This is a genomic window from Streptomyces sp. NPDC107581 (genome assembly GCF_055657175.1).
This window is the reverse complement of sequence record NZ_JBVKBH010000014.1, coordinates 122,772-149,344: the sequence shown is the minus strand read 5'-3', so window position 1 is coordinate 149,344 and position 26,573 is coordinate 122,772. Positions and strand designations below refer to the sequence as shown.

General features: G+C 72.4%; 25 protein-coding genes and 1 tRNA gene. 11 read left to right on the top strand and 15 right to left on the bottom strand.

Annotation, left to right across the window (positions count from 1 at the left end):
• Positions 1 to 9: 9 nt before the first annotated feature.
• Positions 10 to 603: a TetR/AcrR family transcriptional regulator gene (locus tag ACZ7P3_RS31100; RefSeq protein ID WP_472086702.1), complete on the top strand. Its 594-nt coding sequence runs from the start codon at positions 10 to 12 to the stop codon at positions 601 to 603.
• A gap of 166 nt (positions 604 to 769) precedes the next feature.
• Here the strand turns inward: ACZ7P3_RS31100 and ACZ7P3_RS31095 are convergent, their stop codons facing one another.
• The 7 genes from ACZ7P3_RS31095 to ACZ7P3_RS31065 all read right to left on the bottom strand — a co-directional run bounded on the left by ACZ7P3_RS31095 (position 770) and on the right by ACZ7P3_RS31065 (position 5,999).
• The gene (locus tag ACZ7P3_RS31095) at positions 770 to 1,984 is read right to left on the bottom strand and encodes an acyl-CoA dehydrogenase family protein (protein ID WP_472086701.1); all 1,215 of its coding nucleotides are present in this window, start codon (positions 1,982 to 1,984) and stop codon (positions 770 to 772) included.
• Between the two features lie 6 nt (positions 1,985 to 1,990).
• On the bottom strand, positions 1,991 to 3,022 hold the full coding sequence (locus ACZ7P3_RS31090) for a phosphotransferase family protein (protein WP_472086699.1): 1,032 nt from the start codon (positions 3,020 to 3,022) through the stop codon (positions 1,991 to 1,993).
• A 177-nt stretch (positions 3,023 to 3,199) separates the two neighbouring features.
• Complete coding sequence (locus ACZ7P3_RS31085) at positions 3,200 to 3,499, bottom strand: hypothetical protein (protein ID WP_472086697.1); 300 nt, start codon at positions 3,497 to 3,499, stop codon at positions 3,200 to 3,202.
• Between the two features lie 274 nt (positions 3,500 to 3,773).
• Positions 3,774 to 4,088 carry a DUF202 domain-containing protein gene (locus ACZ7P3_RS31080; protein WP_472086696.1) on the bottom strand — a complete coding sequence of 105 codons (315 nt, stop codon included), beginning with the start codon at positions 4,086 to 4,088 and terminating at the stop codon, positions 3,774 to 3,776.
• Positions 4,085 to 4,477 carry a YidH family protein gene (locus tag ACZ7P3_RS31075; RefSeq protein ID WP_472086695.1) on the bottom strand — a complete coding sequence of 131 codons (393 nt, stop codon included), beginning with the start codon at positions 4,475 to 4,477 and terminating at the stop codon, positions 4,085 to 4,087. Before ACZ7P3_RS31075 ends, ACZ7P3_RS31080 begins: the two co-directional genes overlap by 4 nt.
• Before the next feature lie 21 nt (positions 4,478 to 4,498).
• Complete coding sequence (locus ACZ7P3_RS31070) at positions 4,499 to 5,014, bottom strand: NUDIX domain-containing protein (protein ID WP_472086694.1); 516 nt, start codon at positions 5,012 to 5,014, stop codon at positions 4,499 to 4,501.
• 73 nt (positions 5,015 to 5,087) lie between these two features.
• Positions 5,088 to 5,999: a DMT family transporter gene (locus ACZ7P3_RS31065; protein WP_472086693.1), complete on the bottom strand. Its 912-nt coding sequence runs from the start codon at positions 5,997 to 5,999 to the stop codon at positions 5,088 to 5,090.
• 478 nt (positions 6,000 to 6,477) lie between these two features.
• Here ACZ7P3_RS31065 and ACZ7P3_RS31060 point away from each other — a divergent pair, with 478 nt between their 5' ends.
• The 4 genes from ACZ7P3_RS31060 (at position 6,478) to polX (ending at position 10,961) form a co-directional block, all read left to right on the top strand.
• Positions 6,478 to 7,488, top strand: coding sequence for a hypothetical protein (locus tag ACZ7P3_RS31060; RefSeq protein WP_472086866.1), 1,011 nt, complete (start codon positions 6,478 to 6,480; stop codon positions 7,486 to 7,488).
• Between the two features lie 391 nt (positions 7,489 to 7,879).
• On the top strand, positions 7,880 to 8,614 hold the full coding sequence (locus tag ACZ7P3_RS31055; RefSeq protein WP_472086691.1) for a molybdopterin-dependent oxidoreductase: 735 nt from the start codon (positions 7,880 to 7,882) through the stop codon (positions 8,612 to 8,614).
• Positions 8,598 to 9,224 (top strand): cytochrome b/b6 domain-containing protein, encoded by a 627-nt coding sequence (locus ACZ7P3_RS31050; protein ID WP_472086690.1) that lies wholly within the window; start codon positions 8,598 to 8,600, stop codon positions 9,222 to 9,224. The genes ACZ7P3_RS31055 and ACZ7P3_RS31050 overlap by 17 nt, the downstream gene beginning before the upstream one ends.
• A gap of 9 nt (positions 9,225 to 9,233) precedes the next feature.
• Positions 9,234 to 10,961 carry a DNA polymerase/3'-5' exonuclease PolX gene (polX, locus tag ACZ7P3_RS31045; RefSeq protein ID WP_472086689.1) on the top strand — a complete coding sequence of 576 codons (1,728 nt, stop codon included), beginning with the start codon at positions 9,234 to 9,236 and terminating at the stop codon, positions 10,959 to 10,961.
• 10 nt (positions 10,962 to 10,971) lie between these two features.
• On the opposite strand, the gene ACZ7P3_RS31040 is transcribed toward polX, so the two are convergent.
• The 3 genes from ACZ7P3_RS31040 to ACZ7P3_RS31030 are packed head-to-tail and all read right to left on the bottom strand — an operon-like array spanning position 10,972 to position 13,737.
• Entirely contained in the window at positions 10,972 to 12,102 is a 1,131-nt protein-coding gene (locus ACZ7P3_RS31040; protein ID WP_472086688.1) for a CapA family protein, read from the bottom strand.
• 9 nt (positions 12,103 to 12,111) lie between these two features.
• Complete coding sequence (locus ACZ7P3_RS31035) at positions 12,112 to 13,413, bottom strand: phosphoribosyltransferase family protein (RefSeq protein WP_472086687.1); 1,302 nt, start codon at positions 13,411 to 13,413, stop codon at positions 12,112 to 12,114.
• Between the two features lie 12 nt (positions 13,414 to 13,425).
• Complete coding sequence (locus tag ACZ7P3_RS31030; RefSeq protein ID WP_472086686.1) at positions 13,426 to 13,737, bottom strand: dsRBD fold-containing protein; 312 nt, start codon at positions 13,735 to 13,737, stop codon at positions 13,426 to 13,428.
• A 114-nt stretch (positions 13,738 to 13,851) separates the two neighbouring features.
• On the opposite strand from ACZ7P3_RS31030, the gene ACZ7P3_RS31025 reads away from it, so the two are divergent.
• The gene (locus tag ACZ7P3_RS31025; protein ID WP_472086684.1) at positions 13,852 to 14,223 is read left to right on the top strand and encodes a YchJ family protein; all 372 of its coding nucleotides are present in this window, start codon (positions 13,852 to 13,854) and stop codon (positions 14,221 to 14,223) included.
• 15 nt (positions 14,224 to 14,238) lie between these two features.
• On the opposite strand, the gene ACZ7P3_RS31020 is transcribed toward ACZ7P3_RS31025, so the two are convergent.
• Positions 14,239 to 14,940, bottom strand: coding sequence for a FadR/GntR family transcriptional regulator (locus tag ACZ7P3_RS31020; RefSeq protein WP_472086683.1), 702 nt, complete (start codon positions 14,938 to 14,940; stop codon positions 14,239 to 14,241).
• A gap of 143 nt (positions 14,941 to 15,083) precedes the next feature.
• Here ACZ7P3_RS31020 and ACZ7P3_RS31015 point away from each other — a divergent pair, with 143 nt between their 5' ends.
• The gene (locus ACZ7P3_RS31015; RefSeq protein WP_472086681.1) at positions 15,084 to 15,617 is read left to right on the top strand and encodes a gluconokinase; all 534 of its coding nucleotides are present in this window, start codon (positions 15,084 to 15,086) and stop codon (positions 15,615 to 15,617) included.
• Between the two features lie 24 nt (positions 15,618 to 15,641).
• The gene (locus ACZ7P3_RS31010) at positions 15,642 to 17,039 is read left to right on the top strand and encodes a GntT/GntP/DsdX family permease (RefSeq protein ID WP_472086679.1); all 1,398 of its coding nucleotides are present in this window, start codon (positions 15,642 to 15,644) and stop codon (positions 17,037 to 17,039) included.
• 405 nt (positions 17,040 to 17,444) lie between these two features.
• On the opposite strand, the gene ACZ7P3_RS31005 is transcribed toward ACZ7P3_RS31010, so the two are convergent.
• The 3 genes from ACZ7P3_RS31005 to ACZ7P3_RS30995 form a co-directional block, all read right to left on the bottom strand.
• Positions 17,445 to 18,782 (bottom strand): M1 family metallopeptidase, encoded by a 1,338-nt coding sequence (locus ACZ7P3_RS31005; protein WP_472086678.1) that lies wholly within the window; start codon positions 18,780 to 18,782, stop codon positions 17,445 to 17,447.
• 74 nt (positions 18,783 to 18,856) lie between these two features.
• Positions 18,857 to 22,825: a Pls/PosA family non-ribosomal peptide synthetase gene (locus ACZ7P3_RS31000; RefSeq protein WP_472086677.1), complete on the bottom strand. Its 3,969-nt coding sequence runs from the start codon at positions 22,823 to 22,825 to the stop codon at positions 18,857 to 18,859.
• 447 nt (positions 22,826 to 23,272) lie between these two features.
• Positions 23,273 to 23,360, bottom strand: a tRNA-Leu gene (locus tag ACZ7P3_RS30995).
• Positions 23,361 to 23,559: 199 nt separating this feature from the next.
• On the opposite strand from ACZ7P3_RS30995, the gene ACZ7P3_RS30990 reads away from it, so the two are divergent.
• The 3 genes from ACZ7P3_RS30990 to ACZ7P3_RS30980 all read left to right on the top strand — a co-directional run bounded on the left by ACZ7P3_RS30990 (position 23,560) and on the right by ACZ7P3_RS30980 (position 26,278).
• Positions 23,560 to 24,885, top strand: coding sequence for a M20/M25/M40 family metallo-hydrolase (locus ACZ7P3_RS30990; protein ID WP_472086675.1), 1,326 nt, complete (start codon positions 23,560 to 23,562; stop codon positions 24,883 to 24,885).
• A 145-nt stretch (positions 24,886 to 25,030) separates the two neighbouring features.
• Positions 25,031 to 25,264 carry a chaplin ChpH gene (chpH, locus tag ACZ7P3_RS30985; protein WP_472086673.1) on the top strand — a complete coding sequence of 78 codons (234 nt, stop codon included), beginning with the start codon at positions 25,031 to 25,033 and terminating at the stop codon, positions 25,262 to 25,264.
• Between the two features lie 141 nt (positions 25,265 to 25,405).
• The gene (locus ACZ7P3_RS30980) at positions 25,406 to 26,278 is read left to right on the top strand and encodes a chaplin (protein ID WP_472086672.1); all 873 of its coding nucleotides are present in this window, start codon (positions 25,406 to 25,408) and stop codon (positions 26,276 to 26,278) included.
• A gap of 72 nt (positions 26,279 to 26,350) precedes the next feature.
• Here the strand turns inward: ACZ7P3_RS30980 and ACZ7P3_RS30975 are convergent, their stop codons facing one another.
• Positions 26,351 to 26,539, bottom strand: coding sequence for a DUF5703 family protein (locus tag ACZ7P3_RS30975; protein WP_014671721.1), 189 nt, complete (start codon positions 26,537 to 26,539; stop codon positions 26,351 to 26,353).
• Positions 26,540 to 26,573: the final 34 nt, after the last annotated feature.

The following is a 26,573-nucleotide window of genomic DNA, read 5'->3' as shown; positions in this document are numbered from 1 at the left end:
GTGGCGGAAGTGCCCAGGACGACGGACGGGGACGGGACGCCCGTTCCGCAGCGGCTGCTGAACGCCGCCACCCGCCTCTTTGCCGAGCAGGGGTACGACCGCACCTCGGTCCAGGAGATCGTGGAGGCGGCCGGCGTCACCAAGGGGGCGCTGTACCACTACTTCGGCTCCAAGGACGACCTTCTGCACGAGGTGTACGCGCGCGTGCTGCGCGTCCAGCAGGAGCGGCTGGACGCGTTCGCGGACGCGCAGGAGCCGGTCGAGAAGCGGGTGAGGGACGCGGCGGCGGACGTCGTCGTCACGACGATCGAGAACCTCGACGACGCGATGATCTTCTTCCGCTCGATGCACCATCTGAGCCCGGAGAAGAACAAGCAGGTGCGCGCCGAGCGCCGGCGCTACCACGAACGCTTCCGCGCGCTCATCGAGGAGGGCCAGCGCGAGGGCGTCTTCTCCACGGCGACCCCGGCCGACCTGGTCGTGGACTACCACTTCGGCTCGGTCCACCACCTGTCGACCTGGTACCGCCCCGACGGCCCCCTCACCCCCCAGCAGGTCGCCGACCACCTGGCCGACCTGCTGCTGCGGGCGCTGCGCCCGTAGCCTCGCCGACGCACCCGTGAGGGGCGGCCGCCCAAAGGCGACCGCCCCTCACGCGCGCTTGCCCAGAGGTACTGCGCGTCCCCAGGGGCACTCCGCGTTCCCCGAGGTCTTCGCATCCCCGAGATACGTCGCGTCCCCGGAGATGCTTCGCGCCCGCAGGGGTGGTTCAGAGGTACTTCTTCAACTCCCGCCGCGCCAGCGACCGCTGGTGCACCTCGTCCGGGCCGTCGGCGATCATCAGGGTGCGCGCCCCCGCGTACAGCTCGGCCAGCGGGAAGTCCTGGCTCACGCCGCCCGCGCCGTGCAGCTGGATCGCACGGTCGATGATGTCGACCACCGCGCGGGGCGTGGCGATCTTGATGGACTGGATCTCCGTGTGCGCGCCCCTGTTGCCGACGGTGTCCATCAGCCAGGCCGTCTTCAGCACCAGCAGCCGCAGCTGCTCGACCGTCACCCGGGCGTCCGCGATCCAGTTGTGGACCACGCCCTGCTGGGCCAGCGCCTTGCCGAACGCGGTACGGGACACCGCCCGCCGGCACATCAGCTCGATCGCCCGCTCCGCCATGCCGATCAGCCGCATGCAGTGGTGGATGCGGCCGGGGCCGAGCCGGGCCTGGGCGATGGCGAAGCCGCCGCCCTCCTCGCCGATCAGGTGGGACACCGGCACGCGCGCGTGGTCGAAGATCACCTCGGCGTGGCCGCCGTGCGAGTGGTCCTCGTAGCCGAACACCTGCATGGCCCGCTCGACCGTGACGCCCGGGGTGTCCCGCGGGACCAGCACCATGGACTGCTGACGGCGGATGTCCGCGCTGTCCGGGTCCGTCTTGCCCATCACGATGAAGATCTTGCAGTCCGGGTTCATCGCCCCGGAGATGTACCACTTGCGGCCGGTGACGACGTACTCGTCGCCGTCACGCTCGATGTGCGTGGTGATGTTGCTGGCGTCGGAGGACGCGACCTCCGGCTCGGTCATGGCGAACGCCGAGCGGATCTCACCGGCCAGCAGCGGCTCCAGCCACTGCTTCTTCTGCCGCTCGTCGCCGAACTGGGCGAGCACCTCCATGTTGCCGGTGTCCGGCGCCGCGCAGTTGAGCGCCGTCGGCGCGAGCTGCGGGGAGCGGCCGGTGATCTCGGCGAGCGGGGCGTACTGGAGGTTCGTCAGCCCGGCGCCGTACTCGGCGTCCGGCAGGAAGAGGTTCCACAGGCCCTGCCTGCGCGCCTCGGCCTTCAGCTCCTCGACCACGGCCGGGGTGTCCCAGGGGGAGGCCAGCGCGGCCCGCTGCTCCTCCGCCACCGCCTCCGCCGGGTACACGTGCTCGTCCATGAAGGCGAGCAGCCTGCCGCGCAGCTCCTCCGTACGCGCGTCGAACGCGAAGTCCATGTCCGGTCAGCCTTCCTGAAGAGTGGTCAGTCCGTGGTCGATGAAGACGGGCACGAGCTCGCCGATCCGGTCGAAGCCGCGCCCGACGGTCTGGCCCAGCGTGTACCGGTAGTGGATGCCCTCCAGGATCACGGCGAGCTTGAACCAGGCGAACGCCGTGTACCAGGAGACGGCGGAGACATCGCGGCCCGAGCGCGCGGCGTACCGCTCGATCAGCTCCTGCGGGGACGGGTGTCCCGGGGCCTCGGCGGTCGTCGACACGGGGGACCCGGCCATCCCGAGCGGCTGGGAGTACATCACCAGCAGACCCAGGTCGGTCAGCGGGTCGCCGAGGGTCGACATCTCCCAGTCGAGGATCGCGTTGATCCTGTCAGCGCCCTCGCTCGGCTCGATCAGGACGTTGTCGAGGCGGTAGTCGCCGTGGACGACGGCCGGGGCGGGCGAGGTGGGCAGGGCGCGTCCGAGGGCCGCGTGCAGCTCGTCGATGCCGGCCAGCTCGCGGTTGCGGGAGGCGTCCAGCTGCTTGCCCCAGCGGCGCAGCTGCCGGTCCAGGAAACCCTCCGGCCGGCCGAAGTCCGCGAGGCCCACCTCGGCGGGGTTCACCGCGTGCAGCCCGACCAGCGTGTCCACGAGGGACAGCACGGCGTTCCGGGTGCGCTCCGGGCCGAGCGCGGCGAGCTGGCCGGCCGTGCGGTAAGGGGTGCCCTCGACGAACTCCATGACGTAGAACGGCGCCCCGAGCACCTCCTGGTCCTCGCACAGCAGCACCGGGCGGGGGACCGGCACCTCGGTCGGGTGCAGTGCGCTGATCACCCGGTGCTCGCGCTTCATGTCGTGTGCGGTGGCCAGCACATGGCCGAGCGGCGGACGCCGCACGACCCACTTCGAGACGCCGTCCGTCAGGGCGTAGGTGAGGTTCGACCGTCCGCCCTCGATCAGCCGGCCGCTCAGCGGGCCGGCCACCAGACCGGGCCGCTCACGTTCGAGCAGGCCGCGCAGCCGGTCGAGATCGAGTCCGGGTGGGTGGTCGGCGCTCATGCATCACTCCTACGAACGGATGAACAGGATCCCGACACATGATGCCGACCGGTCGGTATGCCGTCCAGTGAATCCGCCGAAGGTGGCGAGAAACGTGACCGGAGCCACGATAGGCCGACGGCTCCCCGGTGTGCTCGTTCCGGGGAGCCGTCGGCGCCTGACTGCTCGCCGGCAGGGTCAGTGGTCGTCCCAGTGGCCCTCGTGCTCGGCGTGCCGGTGTCCGTCGTGGAGGTAGTCGACGTGGTCGCCGTGCTGTACGCGCGCGTGCCCGCACTCCTCGTGGTGCACGTGCTCGTGGTCCTCGTGCGGGGTGTGGCCGGCCGGCTCGCACTCGTCCCAGTGGTCGCCGTGCTCGCGGTGCAGATGACCGTCGTGCACGTAGTCGAGGTGGTCGCCGTGGAGCACGGCCGTGTGCCCGCAGTCCGGGCCGTGGCGGTGGGTGCCGTGCGCGGAGTGTTCCTGGTGGAGGGTGGTCATGGTGCTCACCTTCGGTGGTACGGGGGCATGACGCCGGAAAGGCTGCCACGCGGAAGGTGTATATCTGGGCATTCCGGTCGCGTGGCGTCTGAGTACCGCGGAGGGGGCGAGAGCATCAACGACGACGGCGGCGGCCGACGCATCCCGGACCATGAGCCGGCGCGCGAGCCTGACCGCGAGCGGGCGCGCGAGCGGGATCGCGAGCCTGTTCGCGAGCCGGCCGTCATCGCGCCGTGCGCCGGACCGCGCGCCGGACCGTGCGCTAGACCGCGCGCTAGACCACGAGTGCGGCGGCGCACAGTGCCATCGCCACCGTGCACAGCACCGCCGCCGTCGCGTGGCGGGGTGCCAGCGTGGCCGGACGGGGACCCTTCTCCAGGGCGCTGATGCGGTCGTGGGCCACCCAGAGGAAGCCCAGCCAGAGCGCACAGCACAGCGCGCCCACCAAGAGCCCGGCGGCCGAGGCGCCGCCGTGCAGTGCGGTCTTCACGGCGAGTACGGCCGCCACGGTGCTCGAGAGCGTCGTACGCCGCCAGGCCAGCCGGGTCCGCTCCGGCTGCAGCCCCGGATCCCGGGCGCCCGTGCTCACCCCGCCCACCCGACCAGCACCACCACGACCATCGCGACGGCCACCACCGCGACCACCAGGCTCAGCACCGCCGGGAACCGGGAGACCGGCAGGTCCTCGCCCCGCCGCATCGCCCGCTCGCAGCGCACCCAGTGGTTCACCGCGCGCAGCGAGCACAGCACACCGGCGGCGAGCAGCGCGAGCGCAAGGCCGACCCGCCAGGCCCAGCGCAGGTCCGGCAGGAACTGGTCCACCGCGAACCCCCCGCCGATCAGCGCGAGCGCGGTCCGCAGCCAGGCCAGAAACGTGCGCTCGTTGGCCAGCGAGAACCGGTAGTCGGGGGTGCTGCCCTCTTCCCGTACCTGCTCCGGAGCGAACCAGAGCCGGGCGTTCCGCACGAATTCGATCACGCGCAGGACCCTACCGGGGCATCAGCGGGCGGAGCGGAACGCCCTCAGCCGCTCGTACGCCGCGAGCCCGTCGGGCACCCACTCCCACGTCCCGAGCCGGCGCTCCACCTCGTCCTCGGGCAGGAAGTCGTACCACTGGACCTCCTCCACCTGGGGCCGCACGGCAAGCTCGCAGCGCACCTCGTACACCGCCGACCACCAGCTCTTCCCGGCACCGTCGTCGTACAGGAACTTGAAGAGGAACTCCGGCCGGGGCAGACCGGTCACCCCCAGCTCCTCCTCCGCCTCCCGCAGCGCCGCCTCGTCGTAGGTCTCGCCCGCTCCCACGACTCCGCCGACGAACATGTCGTACAGGGAGGGGAACACCAGCTTGATGGGGGTGCGGCGGTGGACGAAGAGGCGTCCGGCCGCGTCCCGTGCCTGGATGAAGACGCACCGGTGCCGCAGGCCCCTGGCGTACGCCTCGCCGCGCGGGGCCCGGGCGACGACCCGGTCGTGCTCGTCGACGATGTCGAGGATCTCGTCAGCAGGGTTCATGCCGGTATCCAAGCAGGTCCCCGGCTGCCCACTCTGCGCGGCAGGAGGTCCCGCCAGGTCTCCGCCGGCCCGCTCAGCGCGGCTGGAGGTCCAGGGCGGGCTCCGTCCGCCCCGTGCCGCGCGGCATCGCCGGGTGCAGTCCGAGCAGCACGATGCCCGTGACGATCGCCGCGAGTCCGGCCGCCTCCCAGGCCAGCGCGCCGGTGTCGGTGTGCAGCCGGTCACCGAGGAAGCCCACCCCGCACAGGATCCCGGCGAGCGGCTGGGCCGCGGTGAGCGCGGGCAGCGACATGCGCAGGGGGGCGGTCTCGAAGGCGCTCTGCACCAGGACGAGGCCGCTGATGCCGAGCGCCAGCACGCCGTACGGCTGCCAGCTGGTCAGCAGCCCGGTGAGGCCGTCGGCGGAGAAGCGGGTGCTGCTCACCCGGGTCAGCGCGTCCTGCACGCCGTACAGCAGCCCGGCGGCGGTGGCCAGCAGTACCGGGCCCCAGCTCAGCCGGGACCGCTTGCCGTACGTCGTGAGCACCATGGCCGCGCCGATCATCGCGCCGATGATCAGCCAGTGCCGCACCGGGTCGGAGACCGCGCTGCCGCCGCGCGGCCGGCCCGCCAGGATGAACGCGCTCACGCCGCCGGCGAGCAGTGCGAGGCCGGTCCAGCCCTGGCGGCCCAGGGGCTGTCTGGTCTGGTGACGGGAGAGGGCGAGCGCGAACAGCAGGTTCGTCGCGAGCAGCGGCTCGACCAGGGAGATCTCCCCCTTGCCGAGGGCGATCGCGCCCAGCGCCATGCCGGCCACCATCAGGGCGATGCCGCCCAGCCAGCGCGGCACCCGCATCAGGTCGAGCAGCAGCCGGAACGACAGGAAGTCGCCGAGCGGTGCCTTCTGGGCGGCGTTCTGCTGGAGCACGAACCCGAAGCCGACGCAACAGGCCGCACTCACGGCGAGAAGGAGAACCAGAACGGACACGCTGCGTACCTCGATCATCCGGCCGGACCACGGACGCGTGAGGGCCGACTCTAGCGCTCCCGGGGCCGCGTTGCCCCGGAGAGAGCCCGGAACCGGGCAGTTGGCCGGTCCCGCCGCCCGGCCGGACGCAGGGGCGACCGCCGACGGGGGACCGTGCGGCCATGGTGTGCCGTGCCGGCGCCCGGCGCCATGGCGTACGCCACAGACCCCGCCCTCACCTTGCCCCTGTAGTACGGCGACCAGGGCGCTCGAGTCTCAAGTGCCGCTCCCGGAAAGGTGGTTGAAGTCGACAGCACTCAGGGTTCCGCTTGACGCAAACCTTGGCTGGGGGTTTGCTGTGCGTGATCGGTCGATGGCAGCCCGAGAATCAGGAAGTCCTGCGGTGCCCCCACCCCTGCCTCTGCTCGGCGCTCGCCGCGCCCTGACGGACCAGTCCGGCGCGACCGCCCCGGACGACGCCGTCGCCTTACCCGACGCCGACGCCGACGCTGTCGCCTTGGCCGCGGCCGACTCCGGCGCCTTACCCCGCGCCGACGCCTTACCCCGCGGCGCCGACCCGGCCCGCGCGCTCGACCCGGCCCGCGCCCTCGACGACGCTCTCGACGACTCAGAACTCCGCACCGCCCGCGCCGCGTTGGCCCAGGGCCGCTGGCGGGCCGCCCGCTCGCTGCTGCTGCACACCGGCGACGACTGGGACCGCCGCGGCCACCGGGTCACCGTGCTCGCCGCGGAGCCGTACGCCGCCGCCGGGGCCCGGCAGTGGCAGTTCGCCGAGCCGGCCTCCGCCGACGCCGCCACCCTGTTCGCCCTGGCCCTGGTCCACCGCGCCCTGCTCGGCATGGAGGAACCCGGACGGGCCCGTGAGGCCTGCGACGCCGCCGCCGGGCTCGCCCCGGCCGATCCCACCCCCTTGCTCGGCCTGCTCCTGCTGGCGCGCACCATGGGACCGGAACGGGAGCTGCTGCGCACCTTCGGTGACCTGCGCGAGCGCCACCCCGAACACCACCACGCCCACCATCTGCTGGTCGCCCGGCTCGCCGAGCGGCCCCAGGGCGGCCGGGCCGAGTCCCACGACGTGTACGACCTCGCCGAGCAGGCCGCCGCCGAGGCCCCCGCCGACTCCCCGCTCGCCGTTCTGCCGGTGGTCGCGTACGCCGAGCGCTACCGGGTCCTGGCCGCCACCGGCCTCGCCCCCGCGGACCCGGCGGCCTGCGGGCACTGGTCGGGCCCCCGGGCCCGGCGGCTCCTGCGGGCGTCCTTCGACTGGTGGCTGGAGTGGGAGCACGACGACCACCCCCGCCGTCACGTCGACCTCAACCACCTGGCCTTCGCCATGTCCTGCGCCGGCCGCCCGGCCGAGGCGGCGGTCCTGTTCCAGCGCATCGGCCGCCATGCCACCAGGGCCCCCTGGTCCTACCCGCACCGCGACGCGTGGCAGGCCTTCCGCACGGCCCGGCACCGCGCACTCGGCGGGAGGCTTCCCGACATCCCCCGACGCGAGCCGTAGCGGCCTCCGGTCCGGACCGTGGGCGCAAGTCGCAGCGGCCGTGAGGTCCGGTCCGTGGGCGCAAGTCGCAGCGGCCGTGAGGTCCGGTCCGTGGGCGCAAGTCGCAGCGGCGGTGAGGTCCGGTCCGTGGGCGCAAGTCGCAGCGGCGGTGAGGTCCGGTCCGTGGGCGCAAGTCGCAGCGGCGGTGAGGTCCGGTCCGTGGGCGCGAGCCATAGCCGGGTCCCTGTCCGGGGGCCGTACGCGAGCCGTAGCCGCGAGGGCGGCGCTTCCCCTGCCCGGTCCCTGGGTGAGAAGCCTCGGGTGAGAAGCCCTGGGTGAGAAGTGATTACGGAAGTCTGACCGCAGGCCGTACTCCCTGGCCTCACGGGGCCCGGAGTGCTCGAATGAATGCGTGAACTCTGAACCATCCGAGGGACCCGAGGCGCAGGGCAGGCCGATTGGACGCCGTGTCTTCCTCGGCACCCTCGGCCTGGGCGCTCTCGGCGTGGCCACCGCACCCGTGCTGCAGCGCAGTCTGGACGGCATCCTCGGCGCCCTCGCAGGCAAGGACCCGACGGGCCTGACCGGCCTCCTGCCCAACGGCGGCGGCTTCCGCTACTACTCGGTCGCCGCGTCCGTCCCGCACAAGGGGCCCAAGGACTACCGGCTGACCATCGACGGCCTGGTCGACCACCCGCGCACCTACACCCTCGCCGACCTGCGCGCCCAGCCGCAGACCCGGCTGGTCAAGGACGTGCAGTGTGTCACCGGCTGGCGGGTCCCGGGCACCCCCTTCGAGGGCGTGCGGCTCTCCCACCTGCTGGACGCGGCCGGGGTGCGGCCGTCCGCCAAGGCCCTGCGCTTCACCTGCTTCGACGGCACCTACTCCGAGAGCCTCACCCTCGACCAGGCCCGCCGCCCGGACATCCTGGTCGCCCTGCGCATGCAGGACCAGGACATCGGCCACAACCACGGCGGCCCCGTCCGTCTCTACGTCGCCCCCATGTACTTCTACAAATCGGCCAAGTGGCTCTCCGGCATCACCGTCACCGACCACGTCCGGCCCGGGTACTGGGAGCACCTCGGCTACGACGTCGACGCGTGGGTGGGCCGCTCGAACGGACGGACCGATGACCCTACGAGCTGAGACCCCGGCGCCGCCGAGCTCCCGGATCCGCCGCTTCAGCCACGCCGAACGGTGGGTGCACCGCACGACGGCCGCGCTGATGGGCGTGTGCGTGGTCACCGCGGCCTGCCTCTACATCCCGGAGCTGGCCGTCCTCGTCGGCCGCCGCGCCCTCGTCGTCCGCATCCACGAGTGCGCCGGGCTCGCCCTGCCCGTCCCGGTCCTGCTGGGCCTGGCCTCCCGCGCCTTCCGCGCCGACCTGCGCTTCCTCAACCGCTTCGGACCGCACGACCGCACCTGGCTGCGGGCCGCGCTGGTCCGGGACAAACGCCCCTCCTCGCGTCCGGCGGCCAAGTTCAACGCCGGCCAGAAGATCTACGCGGCCTGGATCGCCGGTGCCACCCTGGTCATGCTCGGCACCGGTCTGATGATGTGGTTCACCCACGTCACCCCGCTGATGTGGCGCACCTCGGCGACCTTCGTCCACGACTGGCTGGCCCTGACGATCGGCGTGGTCCTGGCCGGTCACATCGGCATGGCCCTCGGGGACCCGGAGGCGCGGCGGGGACTCCGGACGGGGTCGGTGAGCAGGGAGTGGGCGAAACGGGAACACCCGTTGTGGCGTCCCTAGACTTGAGGGGTGGCCCGGCCCAATGAAGAGGTCGAGGCGCTCCTGCGGGAGTACGCGGACCTCGTCGCGATCACGGGAGGCGACGCCTTCAAGGCGCGCGCCTACGAGAAGGCCGCGCGTGCCGTAGGCGGTCATCCGGTCGACATCACCAAGCTCGACGCGGACGGCCTCAGGGAGATCCCGAACGTGGGCCGGTCGATCGCCGAGAAGGTGACCGAGTACCTGCGCACCGGCACCATCGCGGCGGTCGAGGAGCGCCGGGCGAAGATCCCCGCCGGGGTGCGGGAACTGATCACCATCCCCACGCTCGGCCCGAAGAAGGCCCTGCGGCTCTACGAGGACCTGCACATCTCCTCGGTCGACGAGCTGGCCGCGGCCATCGAGGCGGACGCGCTGGCCGATCTGAAGGGGTTCGGCGAGAAGACGCAGGAGAACATCCTGCACGGGATCCGGCTGCTGCGGCAGTCGGGCGACCGCATCCCGGTCCACCTGGCCCTCGACGCCGCCGAGGAGATCGTCGCCGAGCTGTCCGCGGTGACCGGCTGCAAGCGCTGCACGTACGCCGGATCGCTGCGGCGCATGAGGGAGACCATCGGCGACATCGACGTCCTCGTCGCGGCGAACCGGTCGGCCCCCTTCATGGACGCGCTCGTCTCACTGCCGTCGACCGCGGAGGTGATCGCCCACGGCGGGAAGAAGACGTCGGTCCGCACCCGCCAGGGCGTCCAGGTGGACCTGCGGGTGCTGCCGCCCCTGTCGTGGGGCGCGGGGCTGCAGTACTTCACCGGGTCCAAGGGCCACAACATCCGCACCCGCACCATCGCCGTCCACCAGGGGCTCAAGCTCTCCGAGTACGGCCTGTTCGACGCGGAGAGCGGACAGTCGCTCGCCTCTCGCACGGAGGAGGAGGTGTACGACCGGCTCGGCCTGCCGTGGATCCCGCCCGCGCTCAGGGAGGACCGCGGGGAGATCGAGGCCGCACTGCACGGCGAGCTGCCCGAGGTGCTGACCGAGCGGGACGTCCGCGGCGACCTGCACACCCACACGGACCTCACCGACGGCCTCGCGCCGCTGGAGACGATGGTGGAGGCCGCCGCCGCACGCGGCTACGCCTACTACGCGGTCACCGACCACGCGCCCGACCTGTACATGCAGCGCATGACCGACGAGAAGATCCTCGCTCAGCGCGAACAGGTGAGGGAACTGGACGGCACCCGGCACCGGATGCGGCTGCTGCACGGCACGGAACTCAACATCGGTCCCGACGGCGGGGTGGACTGGCCCGGTGAGTTCCTGGCCGGCTTCGACCTCTGCGTGGCCTCCCTGCACTCGCACTTCGACCAGGACCGCCGGTCGATGACCCGGCGCCTCCTGCGGGCCTGCGAGAACCCCTACGTGAACGTCATCGGCCATCCCACCACCCGGCTGATCGGCAGGCGGCCGGGCGTCGACGCCGACTGGGACGAGGTGTTCGCCGCGTGCGCCCGCACCGGCACCGCGCTGGAGGTCAACGCCCAGCCCGACCGCCTCGACCTGCGCGACGAGGACATCCTGCGGGCCCGGCGGCACGGGGCGAAGTTCGCGGTGAACACCGACGCCCACTCCGTCCTCCACCTCGCCCACCTGCGCTACGGCGTCGGCACCGCCCAGCGCGGCTGGCTCACCAAGGAGGATGTGATCAACGCCTGGCCGCTGACCCGCCTGCGCCGGTTCCTGCGCAAGAGCGGACGGGCCTGAGGCGCCGGGCTCACCGTGCCGGGCCCGCGCGCAGGGGCCGTACCGTGAGGGTGCCGTCGTGCCCGTGCTCGATCCGGGTGCCGAGGCCACGGCTGCAGCGGTCCAGGGCGTCGCACAGCCACGCGGTGTCCTCGGCCGAGGCGTGCTCCAGGCGCATCCGGCGCACCTGCAGGGGCAGCATCCGCAGGCCGGTCAGCCGGCCGGTGCCGGGCTCCAGCGAGGCCAGGTACAGCAGCCGCAGGTCGTCGCGGTAGCGCTCGTAGCCGCGTATGCCCTCGTAGTCGTCGACGAGGTCGCCGCAGCCGTACAGAACGAGCCGGTCCCGGTACACCTCCAGCGGACGCGGGTGGTGCGAGGAGTGGCCGTGGACGACGTCCACGCCGGCGTCGACCAGCGCATGGGCGAAGCGGACCTCGGCACGGGAGACGGCGTACCCCCAGTTCGAGCCCCAGTGGACGGAGGCGACCACGATGTCGTCCGGGCGGCCGGCCTGCCGCAGGCGTTCGGCGAAGGCGGCCGCGGCCCGTGCGGTCGGCGCGGTGAGCAGGGCCACCCCGGACTCCTCCGCGGTGGCGGCCCAGCCGCGCGGGATACCGCTGGAGGGCATGCCGAAGGAGAAGACCAGCACGCGTCCGCCGGCCCGCAGCGGGACGGCCGCCGGCCGCCAGGCCGCGACCGCGTCCCGGCCCGCCCCCGCGGTGCGCAGCCCGGCCGCCGCCAGGCGGTCCAGCGTCTCCGCCAGGCCCGGCGGCCCGAAGTCGAGCACATGGTTGTTGGCGAGGACGCAGACGTCGGGGTGCGCCACGACGAGAGAGGGCAGATTGTCAGGGCTCATCCGGTAGTGGACGCCCTTGCCCGGCGCGAAGTCGCCGTCCCGGGTGACGGCGGTCTCCAGATTGATCACCCGCACGTCGGGCGCGGCCCGCTCCAGCGCCGGCAGCGCCTCGCCCCAGGGCCAGGCGCGGTCGGCCGGCCGTGGAACCGGTCCGTGCGCCGACTCGGCCAGGGCGACGTAGTCACGGGCGTCCCGCACATAGTCCTCGCGCAGGGCGGGATCGCCGGGATGCGGGAGGATCTGGTCGACGCCCCGGCCGAGCATGACGTCACCGGCGAGGAACAGGACGACGGCCCCCTCGCGCATGACCCCCGCCTACACGTGCGCGGGCGCCATGTGGTCCGCGAACCAGTCACGGGCCAGCTCGGTCACCCGTTCCAGCGTGCCGGGCTCCGCGAACAGGTGCGTGGCGCCGGGGACGACCTCCAGCCGGCTCTCGCAGTGCAGCCGGGCCTGTGCCTCCCGGTTGAGGTCGAGCACCTGGGAGTCGGCGCCGCCCACGATGAGCAGCGTGGGCGCCGTCACCGCGGACAGCCGCGCCCCCGCGAGGTCGGGCCGGCCACCGCGGGAGACGACCGCGGCGGGTCGTGCCGACGGTTCGGCGGCGGCCCACAGGGCGGCGGCCGCCCCGGTGCTGGCGCCGAAGTAGCCGATGGCGAGCCCCTCGGCGTCGGGTTCCTCGCGCAGCCAGCCGGTGGCACCGGCCAGCCGCTCGGCCAGCAGCGCGATGTCGAACACATTGCGCCGGTCGTGCTCCTCGGCCTCGGTCAGCAGGTCGAACAGCAGGGTGCCGAGGCCGGCCCGGTTCAGCCCTTCGGCCACGAACCGGTTGCGCGGGCTGTGCCGGCTGCTGCCGCTGCCGTGGGCGAAGGCGATGACGCCGCTGGCGCCCGCGGGCAGGGTGAGCCGCCCGCGCAGCCGTACGCCACCGGCGACCAGCTCCACCGTGCGGTCCTCGGAGCCGGTGGCGAAGCGCTCGTGCTGTCTGGCCGCGTGCCGCAGACAGGCCGTCACCTCCTCGTCGCCGACCTGGGTGAAGTCGTCGTAGAACTGGCCGATCGCGAAGAAGTCGAGCGGGGTGTCGAGGCAGACCAGCTCGTCCGCGTCCCCGCCGAGTCGCCGAGCGAAGTCCCGGGGCGCCACGGGGACCGCCAGCACGATGCGTGCCGCGCCCCGGGCCCGGGCGATCCGGCAGGCCGCCCGCGCGGTCGAGCCGGTGGCCACGCCGTCGTCGACCACCACGACCGTGCGGCCCGCGATGCCGACGGGAGCGTGCTCGCGCCGGTAGCGGGCGGCCCGCCCCGCGAGCACCTCGCGCTCGTGTGCCTCGACCCGGTCCAGGTCCGCCCGGCCCACGCCGGTGTGGCGCAGCACCTCCTGGTTGATCACCCGCACGCCGTCCTCGCCGATCGCGCCCATCCCCAGCTCAGGCTGGACCGGCACGCCCAGCTTGCGCACCAGGCAGACGTCCAGGGGAGCGTCGAGCGCATCGGCGACCGCCGCGGCGACCGGCACCCCGCCCCGGGGCAGCCCGAGCACCACGACGTCCTGGCCCCGCAGATACTCCAGGCGCACGCCCAGCCGGCGTCCCGCTTCGAGTCGGTCGGAGAAGAGCACGGTGCGGCTCCGTCATTCCCGGGGCAGCCACAGCGGCGCGGGAGTCTCCGTCTCGTCCGCTCCGACCGCCTTCATGTCGCCCGCCGCCGCGCGCAGCAGCCGGCGGCCCATCGTGATCAGCGCGCGCCCGGCGGCGAGTTCGTCGCCGATCTCCGGCACCGCGCGGTCGTACGGGTTCCGGCGGGCCTCCGCGTGGCTCTCCAGGACGTTTTCACCGGTGTCCAGGATGATCCGGGCCGTGGTGTCCGGGTCGTGTTCGGACAGGTAGAGGTTCAGCCGCCATTCTTTGACGGACGGAGGACGGCTGCTCACCGGTCGGGTCATCGTCCGCCCCTCCTCACTGCGTCGCGAGGCCACGGGACGCACCGACGCGTCACCTCTTCCACTGTGCACCGCACCGGCGACGGGCGCCTCCCCGGACCCGGGCAGAATGTGGGCATGACCACGCGCACCTGCCCCTGCGGCCGTCCCGAGTCCTACGACCGCTGCTGCGGCCGCTACCTCGCGGGTGCCGCCGCCCCGACCGCCGAGGCGCTCATGCGGTCGCGGTACAGCGCGTTCGTGACGGGGGACGCGGGGTATCTGCTGCGCACATGGCATCCGCGGACCCGGCCCGAACGGCTGGACCTGGACGCGCGGACGAAGTGGACGGGCCTGGAGGTCCTGGACACCACCGACGGGTCCGCCTTCCACACCACCGGCACCGTGACCTTCCGCGCCTCCTACCGCGGCGGCTCGCTGCACGAGCGCAGCCGGTTCGAGCGGGTGGACGGAGCGTGGGTGTACGTCGACGGGGACTTCCTCGCCTAGCGCCGGGCGGCCCGGCTACGGCGCCAGGATGTCCAGTTCGTGGAGGGCGCCCGTGGTGATCTGCCGGGTCAGCTCCTCGGCGCGGGCGCCGTCACCGGAGCGGACCGCCTCGGCGACCCGGACGTGCAGGGTGACGGCAGCCGGGTCGGGGTCCGCGAACATCACCTCGTGATGGGTACGGCCGGCCAGCACCTCCGCGACGACATCGCCGAGGCGCGCGAACATCTCGTTGCCCGAGGCCGTGAGGACGACCCGGTGGAAGGCGATGTCGTGGATCAGGTACTCGTCCAGCCGCTGGCCGCGTGAGGTGGCCACCATGCCGAGCGCGCACTCGGTGAGTTCGGCGCACTGCTCGGCGGTGGCCTGCTCGGCGGCCAGGCCCGCCGCCACCGGCTCGATCGCCGAGCGCAGCACGGTCAGCGAACGCAGCTGGTGCGGGCGGTCGGCGCCCGCCAGGCGCCAGCGGATGACCTGCGGGTCGTAGACGTTCCACGCGGACCGGGGGAGGACCGTCACGCCCACCCGGCGGCGGGACTCGACCAGGTGCATGGACTCCAGCACCCGCACCGCCTCGCGCATCACGGAGCGTGACACCTCGAAGTGCTGGGCGAGTTCGTCCGTGCGCAGAACGCTGCCCGGCGGGTACTCGCCCGCCGTGATCGCTGGGCCGAGGGTGTCCAGTACGCGGCCGTGCAGCCCTCGGCCCGGTGTGCTCATGCACTCAGCGTACGGCCTGGGTTACAGACGCAAAAAGTCAGACTTATATGTCACAGGCTCTTGAATTCGTCGTACCTAATGGGTTTCAGTGTGGCCGACGCCAGATGTCGGCGTCGCATGTCGAGGAAGACAGCGAGGCAGTGATGCATACCCCCCACGTCGTCGTGGTGATGGGCGTCGCCGGGACGGGCAAGACCACGATCGGTCCGCTGCTCGCCGCCCGGCTGGGCGTCCCCTACGCCGAGGGCGACGACTTCCACCCCGAGGCCAACATCGCCAAGATGTCGGCCGGGATCCCGCTCGACGACGCCGACCGGTGGCCGTGGCTCGACGCCATCGGCCACTGGGCGCACGGGCGGGCCGGGCTGGGCGGGGTGGTCAGCAGCTCGGCGCTGAAGCGGTCGTACCGCGACCGGCTCAGGGCCGAGGCACCCGGGATCGTCTTCGTGCACCTCACGGGCGACCGGAAGCTCATCGAGGACCGGATGTCCCAGCGGCAGGGTCACTTCATGCCGACCGCGCTGCTGGACTCCCAGTTCGCCACGCTGCAACCGCTCCAGCCCGATGAGGCCGGGGTCGCCGTGGACGTCATCGGCAGCCCCGAGGAGATCGCCGACCGCGCCGTGAGGGCACTGGACGCGCTTCCCGACACCTCCGTGCAGCACCCCGCCCCCTGACCCCGTACCTGCAAGGGAACCCCCGTGACCAGACTCAGCGTCGAGATGCTGGCAGCGGACGCGCCTCCGCCGATCACCTCCGCCGGACACGCCCAGCTGGGCATCGCCGTCCTGGTGGGCATGGCCGTGATCGTCCTGCTCATCACCAAGTTCAAGCTGCATGCCTTCCTGGCGCTGACCATCGGGTCACTGGCGCTGGGGGCGGTCGCCGGAGCACCGCTCGACAAGGCGATCACCAGTTTCACCACCGGCCTCGGCAGCACGGTGGCCGGCGTGGGCGTCCTGATCGCGCTCGGGGCGATCCTGGGCAAGCTGCTCGCCGACTCCGGCGGCGCGGACCAGATCGTGGACACGATCCTGGCCAAGGCCGGAGGGCGCGCGATGCCGTGGGCGATGGTGCTCATCGCGTCCGTGATCGGGCTGCCGCTGTTCTTCGAGGTCGGCATCGTGCTGCTGATCCCGGTCGTGCTGATGGTCGCCAAGCGCGGCAACTACTCCCTGATGCGCATCGGCATCCCGGCGCTGGCCGGTCTGTCCGTGATGCACGGCCTGATCCCGCCGCACCCCGGCCCGCTGGTCGCGATCGACGCGCTGCACGCCAACCTCGGTGTGACGCTGGCGTTCGGCATCCTGGTCGCCATACCGACCGTGATCATCGGCGGTCCGCTGTTCTCCAAGGTCGCCGCCCGCTGGGTGGACGTCCCGGCGCCCGACCGGATGCTGCCGCAGCGCCCCTCCGAGGAGCTGGAGCGCCGTCCGGGCTTCGCGGCGACGCTCGCCACCGTGCTGCTGCCGGTGGTGCTGATGCTGGCCAAGGCGCTCGTGGACATCGTCGTCGACGACCCGGCGGACCGGACCCAGCGCGTCTTCGACATCATCGGCTCCCCGCTGATCGCACTGCTCACCGCCGTGATCGTCGGCTTCTTCACGCTGGGCCGGCCCGCAGGATTCAGCAAGGAGCGGCTCCAGCGGACGGTCGACAAGGGCCTGATGCCCATCGCGGGCATCCTGCTGATCGTCGGCGCGGGCGGCGGCTTCAAGCAGACGCTGATCGACTGCGGGGTGGGCCAGATGATCCTGGACATCTCCAAGAGCTGGTCGATCCCGACGCTGCTGCTGGCCTGGCTGATCGCGGTGGTGATCCGGCTGGCGACCGGCTCGGCGACGGTGGCGACGGTCTCCGCGGCCGGCCTGGTCGCGCCCCTCGCGGCGGACCTGTCCACCACCCACACCGCCCTGCTCGTCCTGGCGATCGGCACCGGCTCGCTCTTCTTCAGCTTCGTCAACGACGCCGGCTTCTGGCTGGTGAAGGAGTACTTCGGGCTGAGCGTCGGGCAGACCGTGAAGACCTGGTCGATCATGGAGACGATCCTCTCGGTCGTCGGGGGCGCCCTGGTCCTGCTGCTGTCCCTCGTGGTCTAGGACGGATCGTCCAGGACGGATCGTCCAAGGCAGATCGTCCAGGACGGATCGTCCAAGGCAGATCGTCCAGGGCAGATCGTCCAGGGCAGATCAAGGAGCGCCACGGCGACGACGGCCCGTCCCCTGTCCCCTTCTTCCTCGGCATCAGTGGCCGCGCGGCCACTGATGCCGTACGGGGTCGCATGAGCCGGGCGCGTCACGGGCGGCGTCGTACGGGCCGGGCGTGTTGCTGCGGGTGGCGTGGTGCGGGCCGAGTGCGGTGCGCACCACGCCGCACCGGCCGGGCGTGCAGCCGTGCAAGGCGTTGTACGGCCGAGCGTGCAGCCGTGCAAGGCGTCGTCCGGGCCGAGCGGGCTGCCGTGGGTGGCCGTGTCGGGCCGGGCGGCGGTGTCGGCCCGGGTGGCCTCACGTCCGGACCGGGGCCGTCGGCAGCGGCGGCAGCGCCGCCCCGTGCACCCACGCCTCGAACAGCCCGTCCAGCGGCTCGTCCGCGAACCGGGCCACGTGCTCGGCGAACACCGCCGTCGTCACCGACCCGTTCCGGTGCAGCCGCACCCAGCTGCGCAGCATGAGGAAGAACGCGTCGTCGCCCAGCGCGCACCGCACCGCGTGCAGGGTCAGGCCGCCCCGCTCGTAGAGCCGGTCGTCGAACATCGAGCGGCGGCCCGGATCGGCCAGCCGGAGGTCCTGCGGCAGCGTCGACAGCAACCGGTGCGCCACCGCGGCCAGTTGCTGGGCGCTGCGGCCGCCCGAACGCTCGGACCACAGCCACTCCGCATACTTGGCGAAGCCCTCGTTCAGCCAGATCTGCCGCCAGTCGGCGATGGACACGCAATTGCCGAACCACTGGTGCGCCAGCTCGTGCGCCACCAGCCGCTCCGAACCCCGGGCGCCGTCCACATGGTTGGAGCCGAACAGCGACAACCCCTGTGCCTCGACCGGCACATCGAGCTCCTCCTCCGTCACGGCGACCGCGTACTCGTCGAACGGGTACGGCCCGAACAGCTCCTGGAACAGCTCCATCATCGCGGGCTGGCGCGCGAAGTCCCGGGAGAACTCGGGAAGCAGATGCGCAGGGATGTGCCCGTGCTGCGGCACACCGCCCGGCCCCGGATCGCCCAGCAGCACCGTCTGGAACTTGCCGATCGCCATCCCGACGAGATAGCTGGACGTGGGCGCGGACTGCTCGTACACCCAGGTCGTCGTCGAGGCCTTCGTCGTACGGGTCAGCAGGCGCCCGCCCGAGACCACTGCGTACGCCGACGGCGTGGTGACCGAGAGCAGATAGGACGCCTTGTCGGCGGGCCGGTCGTTGCACGGGTACCAGGACGACGCCCCGATCGGCTGGCTCGCCACCAGCGCCCCGTCCGCCAGCTCCTCCCAGCCCAGCCCGCCCCAAGGGCTGGCCACCGGCTTCGGGTTGCCGGACCAGTGGACCTCGACGGTGAAGGCGGCCCCGGCCCGAATGGGCTTGGCCGGGCGGATGCGCAGCCGTCCGCCCCGGTGCGCGTAGTGCGGCTGCCGGCCGTCCACCCGCACCCGGCCGATCTTGAAGTCGGCCAGGTTGAGCTGGAACTCGCCGAGCGGCGCCCGGCCCGCGATGGCGTTGATCCGGGCGGTGCCGGCCAGCCGGTTCGGGCCCGGGCGGTAGTCCAGCGTGAGCTCGTAGCGGTGCACCCGGTAGCGGGAGTCACCGTTGTCCGGGAAGTACGGGTCCGGGCCGACCGACTGCTGAACTGCCACTGCTGTGTCTGCTCCCTGCGCTGTCCCACCACTGCGTGCCGGTGCACCCCTCACCAGACCCGAGGGACCCGCGCTCAGGGACGCCATGCCTCGATCGGGTTGCCGAGCCAGCGGGTGTCGTCCGGGACGGACTCTGCGGCCATGACGAGCGACGCGGGACCCAGGGTCGTACGGGCCCCGACCGTGCTGCCGGGCAGCACGATCCCGCCAGGGCCCAGGGTGGCACCCTCACGGAGGACCACAGTATCCGTCCGCAAGATCCGGTCGTGGAAGAGGTGCGTCTGCAGCACGCAGCCACGGTTGACGGTGGCAGCGTCCTCCAGGGTCACCAGGTCCGTCTCCGGCAGCCAGTAACTCTCCACCCACGCGCCCCTGCCGATGTGCGCACCGAGCCCGCGCAGCCACGCCGTCATCACCGGTGTTCCCGGCACGGCTCCGGCCAGCCACGGCACCGCCAGCACCTCGACGAAGGTGTCCGCCAGCTCGTTGCGCCACACGAAGGAGCTCCACAGCGGATGCTCCCCGGCCCGGTGCCGCCCCACGAGCAACCACTTCGCGACGACGGAGACGACCGCCGCGGCGGCACCCGCCACCAGCAACACCGGACCCGAGAGGGCCCAGGCCCACGAGCCCAGCGCACACAGCGCAGCCACCGTCAGCACCGCCAGCGCCGCCGAGCACAGGACCGGCACGATCCTGCACAGCTCCACCAGAGCGCGCGCCCACAGCAGCCGGGCGGGCGGCTCATAGGTACGGCTCTGGTCCCCGCCGGAGGCGCTGCGCGGCAGCTTCACCGGCGGCAGCCCCAGATACGAGGTGCCCTTCTTCGCCTTCTTGGGCGTCGCCGACAGCACGCCGACCAGGCCGCCGTCCGGCACGCTCCGCCCCGGCGCCGTCATCCCGGAGTTCCCGAGGAAGGCCCGCCGGCCGATCTCCGCACGCCCGATCCGCACCCAGCCGCCGCCCAGCTCGTACGGGGCCGTCAGCGTGTCGTCCGCCAGGAAGGCACCGTCGCCGACCGTGGTCAGGCTCGGCAGCGCGAGCACGGTCGACACCTCGGCGCCCCGCCCGATCCGCATCCCCAGCAGCCGCAGCCACACCGGCGTGACCAGCCCGGCGTAGAGCGGGAACAGCGTCTGACGGGACCGGTCCATCAGCTGCGTCACGGTCCACGCCTGCCAGCCGATCCGGCTGTGCGTCGGATGCGTGCCCTCGCGCAGACCCAGGCTGAGCACGCGTACGCCGATGAGGATCAGCAGCGCGTACGCCAGCCCGTAGGCCAGCGTGGCCGGGACCAGCCCGAGCGCGATGCCGCGCAGGGCCTGCACGAGCGAGGCGCCGGGCGCCACGAAGACCCCCGCGACCAGCAGCGCGGCCACCCCGGCGAGCAGCGGCAGGGCGCCGAGCGCGATCCCCGCCGCGCCGTACATCACCCGCCAGTACGTGCCCCGCTGCGGCCGCTCCTTCGGCCAGTTGCGCTTGGCCTTGCCGAGCTTGACCGCGGGCGCGCCCGCCCACCGCTGACCGGTGGGCACCTGCCCGGTGACCGCGGAACCCGGCGCCACCTCGGCCCGCTTGCCGACCCGCGCGCCCGGGAACAGCACACTGCGCGTCCCGACGACGGCGTGCGCGCCCACCTTCACCGCTCCGACCTTCAGCCGGTCCCCGTCCAGCCAGTACCCGCACAGGTCCACCTCGGACTCCACGGCGGCCCCGCGTCCCAGCCGGAGCATGCCGGTGACCGGCGGCAGCGAGTGCAGGTCCACCTCGGGACCGACCTTGGCGCCCAGCGCCCGCGCGTACCGCTCCAGCCACGATCCGGTCAGCGAGGTGGCCCCGCTGAACTCGGCCAGCCGCTCGGCGGTCCACAGCCGCAGATGCACGCTTCCGCCGCGCGGATACCGCCCGGGCTCGAGGCCCCGCAGCAGCAGCCGCGCCCCGCCCGCCGCGAGTGCGATCCGGCCGGGCGGGCTGAAGAACAGCAGGGCGCCGGCCGCCAGCAGCCACCACGGGGCGGTCGGCAGCCAGGAGTAGGAGGGCAGCAGGTTCCCGACGGCGGCCAGGAGCAGCGTCCAGCGCAGCCCGAGCAGCGTCACCAGCGGGACGAGCACAAGGAGCTGGACGGCCTGGGCCCGCAGCGGGACCGGGGCGACCGTCCGCCGGGCGCCGTCGTCCTGCGCCGAGGCCTCCAGCCGGCGGGCCAGCTTGCGCAGGGTGGGCTGCTGGTAGATGTCGAGGACGGCGGCGCTCGGGTAACGGGTGCGCAGCCGGGTGGTGAGCTGGGCGGCTGCCAGACTGCTGCCGCCGATCGCGAAGAAGTCGTCGCCGGCACCGGTCACCGCGGTGCCCAGCACCTCCGCCCACTGCTCGGCGAGCCAGGCCTCGGTGCCGTAGAGATCGGCCTTGGGGGCCTGGACACCCTCCAGCGGCCAGGGCAGCGCGTTGCGGTCCACCTTCCCGGACGTGCGGGTCGGCAGTTCGGAGACGGGCGCGAGCAGCGGCACGAGCGCGGCGGGCAGCGCGGCGCGCAGCTTCTCGACGGCGGCAGCGTGATCCCAGCCGTCCTGGGTGACCACATAACCGACGAGGAGCTGATTGCCGCTGCGGGCGGTGCGCACGGCGGCGGCGGCCCCCGCCACACCGGGCAGCGCCTGCAGCGCGGCATCCACCTCGCCGAGTTCGATCCGCCGCCCGCCGAGCTTGATCTGCTCGTCGGCCCGCCCCAGGAAGATCAGCCCTTCGGGCTCGGCCTTGACCAGGTCACCGCTGCGATAGGCCCGCTCCCAGCCCAGCGCCTGAAGCGGCGCGTACTTCTCCGCGTCCTTCTCGGCGTCGAGGTACCGCGCGAGCCCGACCCCGCCGATGACGAGCTGCCCGGTGCCGCCCATGGGCACGGGCTCACCGGCCTCGTCGACGACGGCCAGCTCCCACCCGTTCAGCGGCAGGCCGATCCGTACCGGCTCCTCACCGGTCAGCAGCGCCGCGCAGGCCACGACGGTCGCCTCGGTCGGCCCGTAGGTGTTCCATACCTCGCGCCCCTCCGTGACCAGCCGCTGCGCCAGCTCGGGCGGGCAGGCCTCGCCGCCGAAGATCAGCAGCCGTACGTCGTTGAGGGTCTCGGGCTCCCACAGCGCGGCCAGCGTCGGCACGGTCGACACGACGGTGATCTCCTGCTCGACCAGCCAGGGACCGAGATCGGCACCGCTCCTGACCTGCGACCGGGGGACCGGCACCAGACAGGCGCCGTAGCGCCAGGCCAGCCACATCTCCTCGCAGGACGCGTCGAAGGCGACGGACAGCCCGGCCATGACCCGGTCGCCGGGCCCGATCGGCTCCTCGGCGAGGAAGAGGGCCGCCTCCGCGTCCACGAACGCGGCGGCACTGCGGTGCGTGACGGCGACGCCCTTGGGCTTTCCGGTGGACCCGGAGGTGAAGATGATCCAGGCGTCGTGCCCGGCACCGGGGCGCGCGGCGGGGGAGCCGGAACCGCCCCGCTCCGTGGGAGTACCGGGACCGCCCTGGCCCATGGGAGCGCCGGAACCGCCCTGGTCCGTGGAAGAACCGGAACCGTCCTGGTCCGTGGGGGAGCCGGAAACGGGCTGGGCGGTGATGGTGTGCCCTGCCCCGATCACGGCCCGCACCGCCGCCTCCCCGAACACCAGCTCGGCCCGCTCGTCCGGGTCCTCGGCGTCGACGGGCACATAGGCGGCACCGGCGGCGAGCACGGCGAGGATCGCGACGTACAGCTCATTGGTCCCGGAGGGAACCCGCACACCGACCCGGTCCCCGAGCCCGACCCCCTGGCCGGCCAGCCGTCGCCGCAACCGCTCCACTTCCACGGCGAGCGCACGGTAGGTGAGGCGGCGGGTACCGTCGTCCAGGGCGAGCTCGTCCGGATACGACCGCACGGACGCGTCGAAGATGTCGACCAGCGTGCGCGGCGAGGCGGCGGGCCCCGCGGAGAGACGTGCCCTGTCGCCGAACTGCGTGCGGATCTCTTCGTCGAGCAGGCCGAGAGCACTGCTCTCGTCTATGGCTGCCATCGGTCCTCGCGTCTCGATCCCGGAAGCCTCCGGGGCGCTGGCGGGCCCGCAGGTCTGCCTGGGGTTGTCCGGCTCCAGCTCGGTAACAAGCCGGATATTTTAGTACGACGCTAGGCGCCGCCTCTTCGTCCAGCCACTCGGGAGGGCCGTCCGGGCTACTCCCGGAGGGTCGGTCCAACGATGCTGACCTGCTGTTTTGCGGGAAGGACGAGAGATGCCCCACACGCACCGCAAGGGAGCGCACACTCAGGGCAATTAGTGCGGTTGTCCCTGCCTGCTGCCTGCTGCCTGCCGACAGCTCCGGCGTGGTCCCTCGTCGAGCAGGGGCGGGTCCCTGTCCGGGGGTGATCTTCCAGGTGTCGTGGCGCAGCGGCTTCGGCGAGGACGCGCCGTGCAGGAAACGCATGGCCTCACAGCAGAAGGCCCCTGATGAACAGGGGCCTTCAGTGGTGTCCGAGGGGGGACTTGAACCCCCACGCCCGATAAAGGGCACTAGCACCTCAAGCTAGCGCGTCTGCCATTCCGCCACCCGGACAAGGTGTCTGTCGTGCGGGGTTTCCCCCGCGGCGACGAAGGAAACATTACCAGGCTTTCGGGGGTGGCTGATCACACCCCGTCCCCGTGGCCCGGTCCGCGTGAACGGCGTGTGACGGGCCGGGACCGGCCTTGGGCCCGGCCCCCGGACGGAGGGAGGATGAGGGCGACCACCAGCAGCGACAGCGGGAGGAAGCAGCGTGAGCGAGACGGACACCGCCAGGGGCGTCACCGGCGAGGACGAGGTCGTGGACCTCTGCCGCGAGCTGATCAGGTTCGACACCAGCAACTACGGCGACCACTCCGGCCCGGGTGAGCGCAAGGCCGCCGAGTACGTCGCGGAGAAGCTCGCCGAGGTCGGGCTGGAGCCGAAGATCTTCGAGTCGCACCCGGGGCGCGCCTCCACCGTGGCCCGGATCGAGGGCGAGGACCCGTCGCGGCCCGCTCTGCTCATCCACGGCCACCTGGACGTCGTACCGGCCAACGCGGACGACTGGACCCACCACCCGTTCTCCGGCGAGGTCGCCGACGGGTGCGTCTGGGGCCGCGGGGCCGTCGACATGAAGGACATGGACGCCATGACCCTCGCGGTCGTGCGGGACCGGCTGCGCAGCGGACGGCGGCCGCCGCGGGACATCGTCGTCGCCTTCCTCGCCGACGAGGAGGCGGGCGGCACCTACGGCGCCCGGCACCTGGTCGACCGCCACCCCGACCTGTTCGAGGGCGTCACCGAGGCGATCAGCGAGGTGGGCGGGTTCTCGTTCACGGTGAACGAGCAGCGGCGGCTCTACCTGATCCAGACGGCCGAGAAGGGCATGCACTGGATGAAGCTGACCGTGGCCGGCACCGCCGGGCACGGGTCGATGATCCACCGGGACAACGCGATCACCGAGCTGTCCGAGGCCGTGGCCCGGGTCGGCAGGCACCGGTTCCCGGTACGGGTCACCAAGACCACCCGCGCCTTCCTCGACGAACTGGGCGACGCGCTCGGCACCGAGCTGGACCCGGAGGACATGGAGTCGACCCTCGCCCGGCTCGGCGGCATCGCCAAGCTCATCGGCGCGACCCTGAGCAACACCGCCAACCCCACCCAGCTGAACGCCGGCTACAAGGTCAACGTCATCCCGGGCGAGGCCACCGCGCACATCGACGGACGGTTCCTGCCCGGTCATGAGGAAGAGTTCCTGAGCGACCTCGACCGACTGCTCGGACCGAACGTCCGGCGCACGGACGTGCACTCCGACAAGGCACTGGAGACCGGCTTCGACGGAGCGCTCGTCGAGGCCATGCAGTCCTCGCTGCTCGCCGAGGACCCGACCGCCAAGGCGATCCCCTACATGCTGTCCGGCGGCACCGACGCCAAGTCCTTCGACGACCTCGGCATCCGTGGCTTCGGCTTCGCACCGCTCAAGCTCCCGCCGGAGCTGGACTTCGCCGGCATGTTCCACGGCGTGGACGAGCGGGTGCCGGTGGACGGGCTGAAGTTCGGTGTGCGGGTCCTCGACCGGTTCATCGACGCGTCGTGACGTTCTGGGCCCAGGTATTCGGGCGCCCGTACGAGATCTACTGAGAAGAGTGAATGCGACCATAAGCTCGTAGCTCCATTACTTCCTCCTCGTTACAGGTAATGCGATCTGCAACGCGAGATCGCATTGTCTACAAGGAGGAATAATGATCAAGAAGATCGTCGCTGCCGCGGTTGCCACCGGTGGTCTGGTTCTCGCCGGCGCGGGCATGGCCGCCGCCGACGCCGGTGCCCAGGGTGCCGCCCTGCACTCCCCGGGCGTCGTCTCCGGCAACGTCATCCAGGTGCCCGTGCACGTCCCGGTGAACGTCTGTGGTAACACGGTCAGCGTGATCGGGCTCCTGAACCCCGCCTTCGGCAACTCCTGCGTCAACAAGTGACGTCGACTCCCTGAGGGGGGCGTCCTTTTCGAACCGTCGGCCCAGGAGCGCGCGCCATGCGCTCCGAGGCCGACCGGTCTTTTTCCACGGAACTCCTTTCCGTGGAACGCACAGAGAACCGAAGGCAGGGGAAATCCAGAAATGCGACAGGGCACCCGCAAGGGCCTGATGACGGTGGCGGCGGCCACCGGTGTGATCGCCGCCGCGAGCGGCTACGCCCAGGCCGCCTCGGGCGCGGCTGGCTTCGCGGCCGGTTCGCCCGGCGTACTGTCCGGCAACACGGTGCAGGCGCCGGTGCACGTGCCGGTGAACGTCTGCGGCAACACCGTGAACGTCGTCGGGATCCTCAACCCGTCGGTGGGCAACACGTGCGCCAATGACGACGGGAAGAGCCCGGGGGGTCACACGGGCAGCGGCGGCTCCGGCGGTTCGCACGCGGGCGGCCGCACGAGCGGCTCGCCCGGGGTCGGCTCCGGCAACACCGTCCAGGCGCCGATCGACGTTCCGGTCAACGTGTGCGGCAACAGCGTCAACGTGATCGGCATCGGCAACGCGGTCAAGGGCAACGACTGCGCCAACGGCGGCGGTCACCACGCCCAGCCGCCGGGAGGCGGGCACGGGAACCCGCCCGGGCACCCCGGACACCCGGGCGAGCCGGGGCATCCCGGTCATCCGGGCCACCCCGGTCACCCGGGTCAGCCTGGTCACCCGGGTCAGCCGGGCCACCCCGGTCACCCGGGAACGCCGGGCAAGCCCGGAACGCCAGGTCACCCGGGTACGCCTGGCAAGCCCGGAACGCCGGGCCACCCGGGTACTCCGCCCACCGGCGGGGGCCACACGCCCTCCGGCTCGTCCCAGGTCAAGCAGCCGGGCGGCCCCTCCGGCCAGCCGCTGACCGGCGCCCAGCTCGCTCACACCGGCAGTGACCTGCCGCTGGGCCTCACGCTGCCGGCGGGGGCGGGCACGCTGCTCGCGGGCGCGGTGCTGTACCGCAAGGCCCGGGCCTCGGCCTAGCGCGACGGATCACAGGAAACGGAGCGGGCCCCTGCCAAGGCGGCGGGGCCCGCTCCGTTCATGTGTCCTGCCTCACCATGTGGCCCGCACCTGGCGGATGATCCGTCGGCGCAACCGCACCCTGCGGCTGCCGTCGCGCAGCAGGCTCAGTCGGTCCAACTCCCAGTGTCCGTACTCGGCATGGTCCGTCAGCAGACGTGTGGCCTCCTTGCGGGACACCCCGCGAGGTACGTACACGTCGACAAATTCGTATTCCGGCATCGCATCTATTGTGCGGGCTGGTGCCCGGTACGGA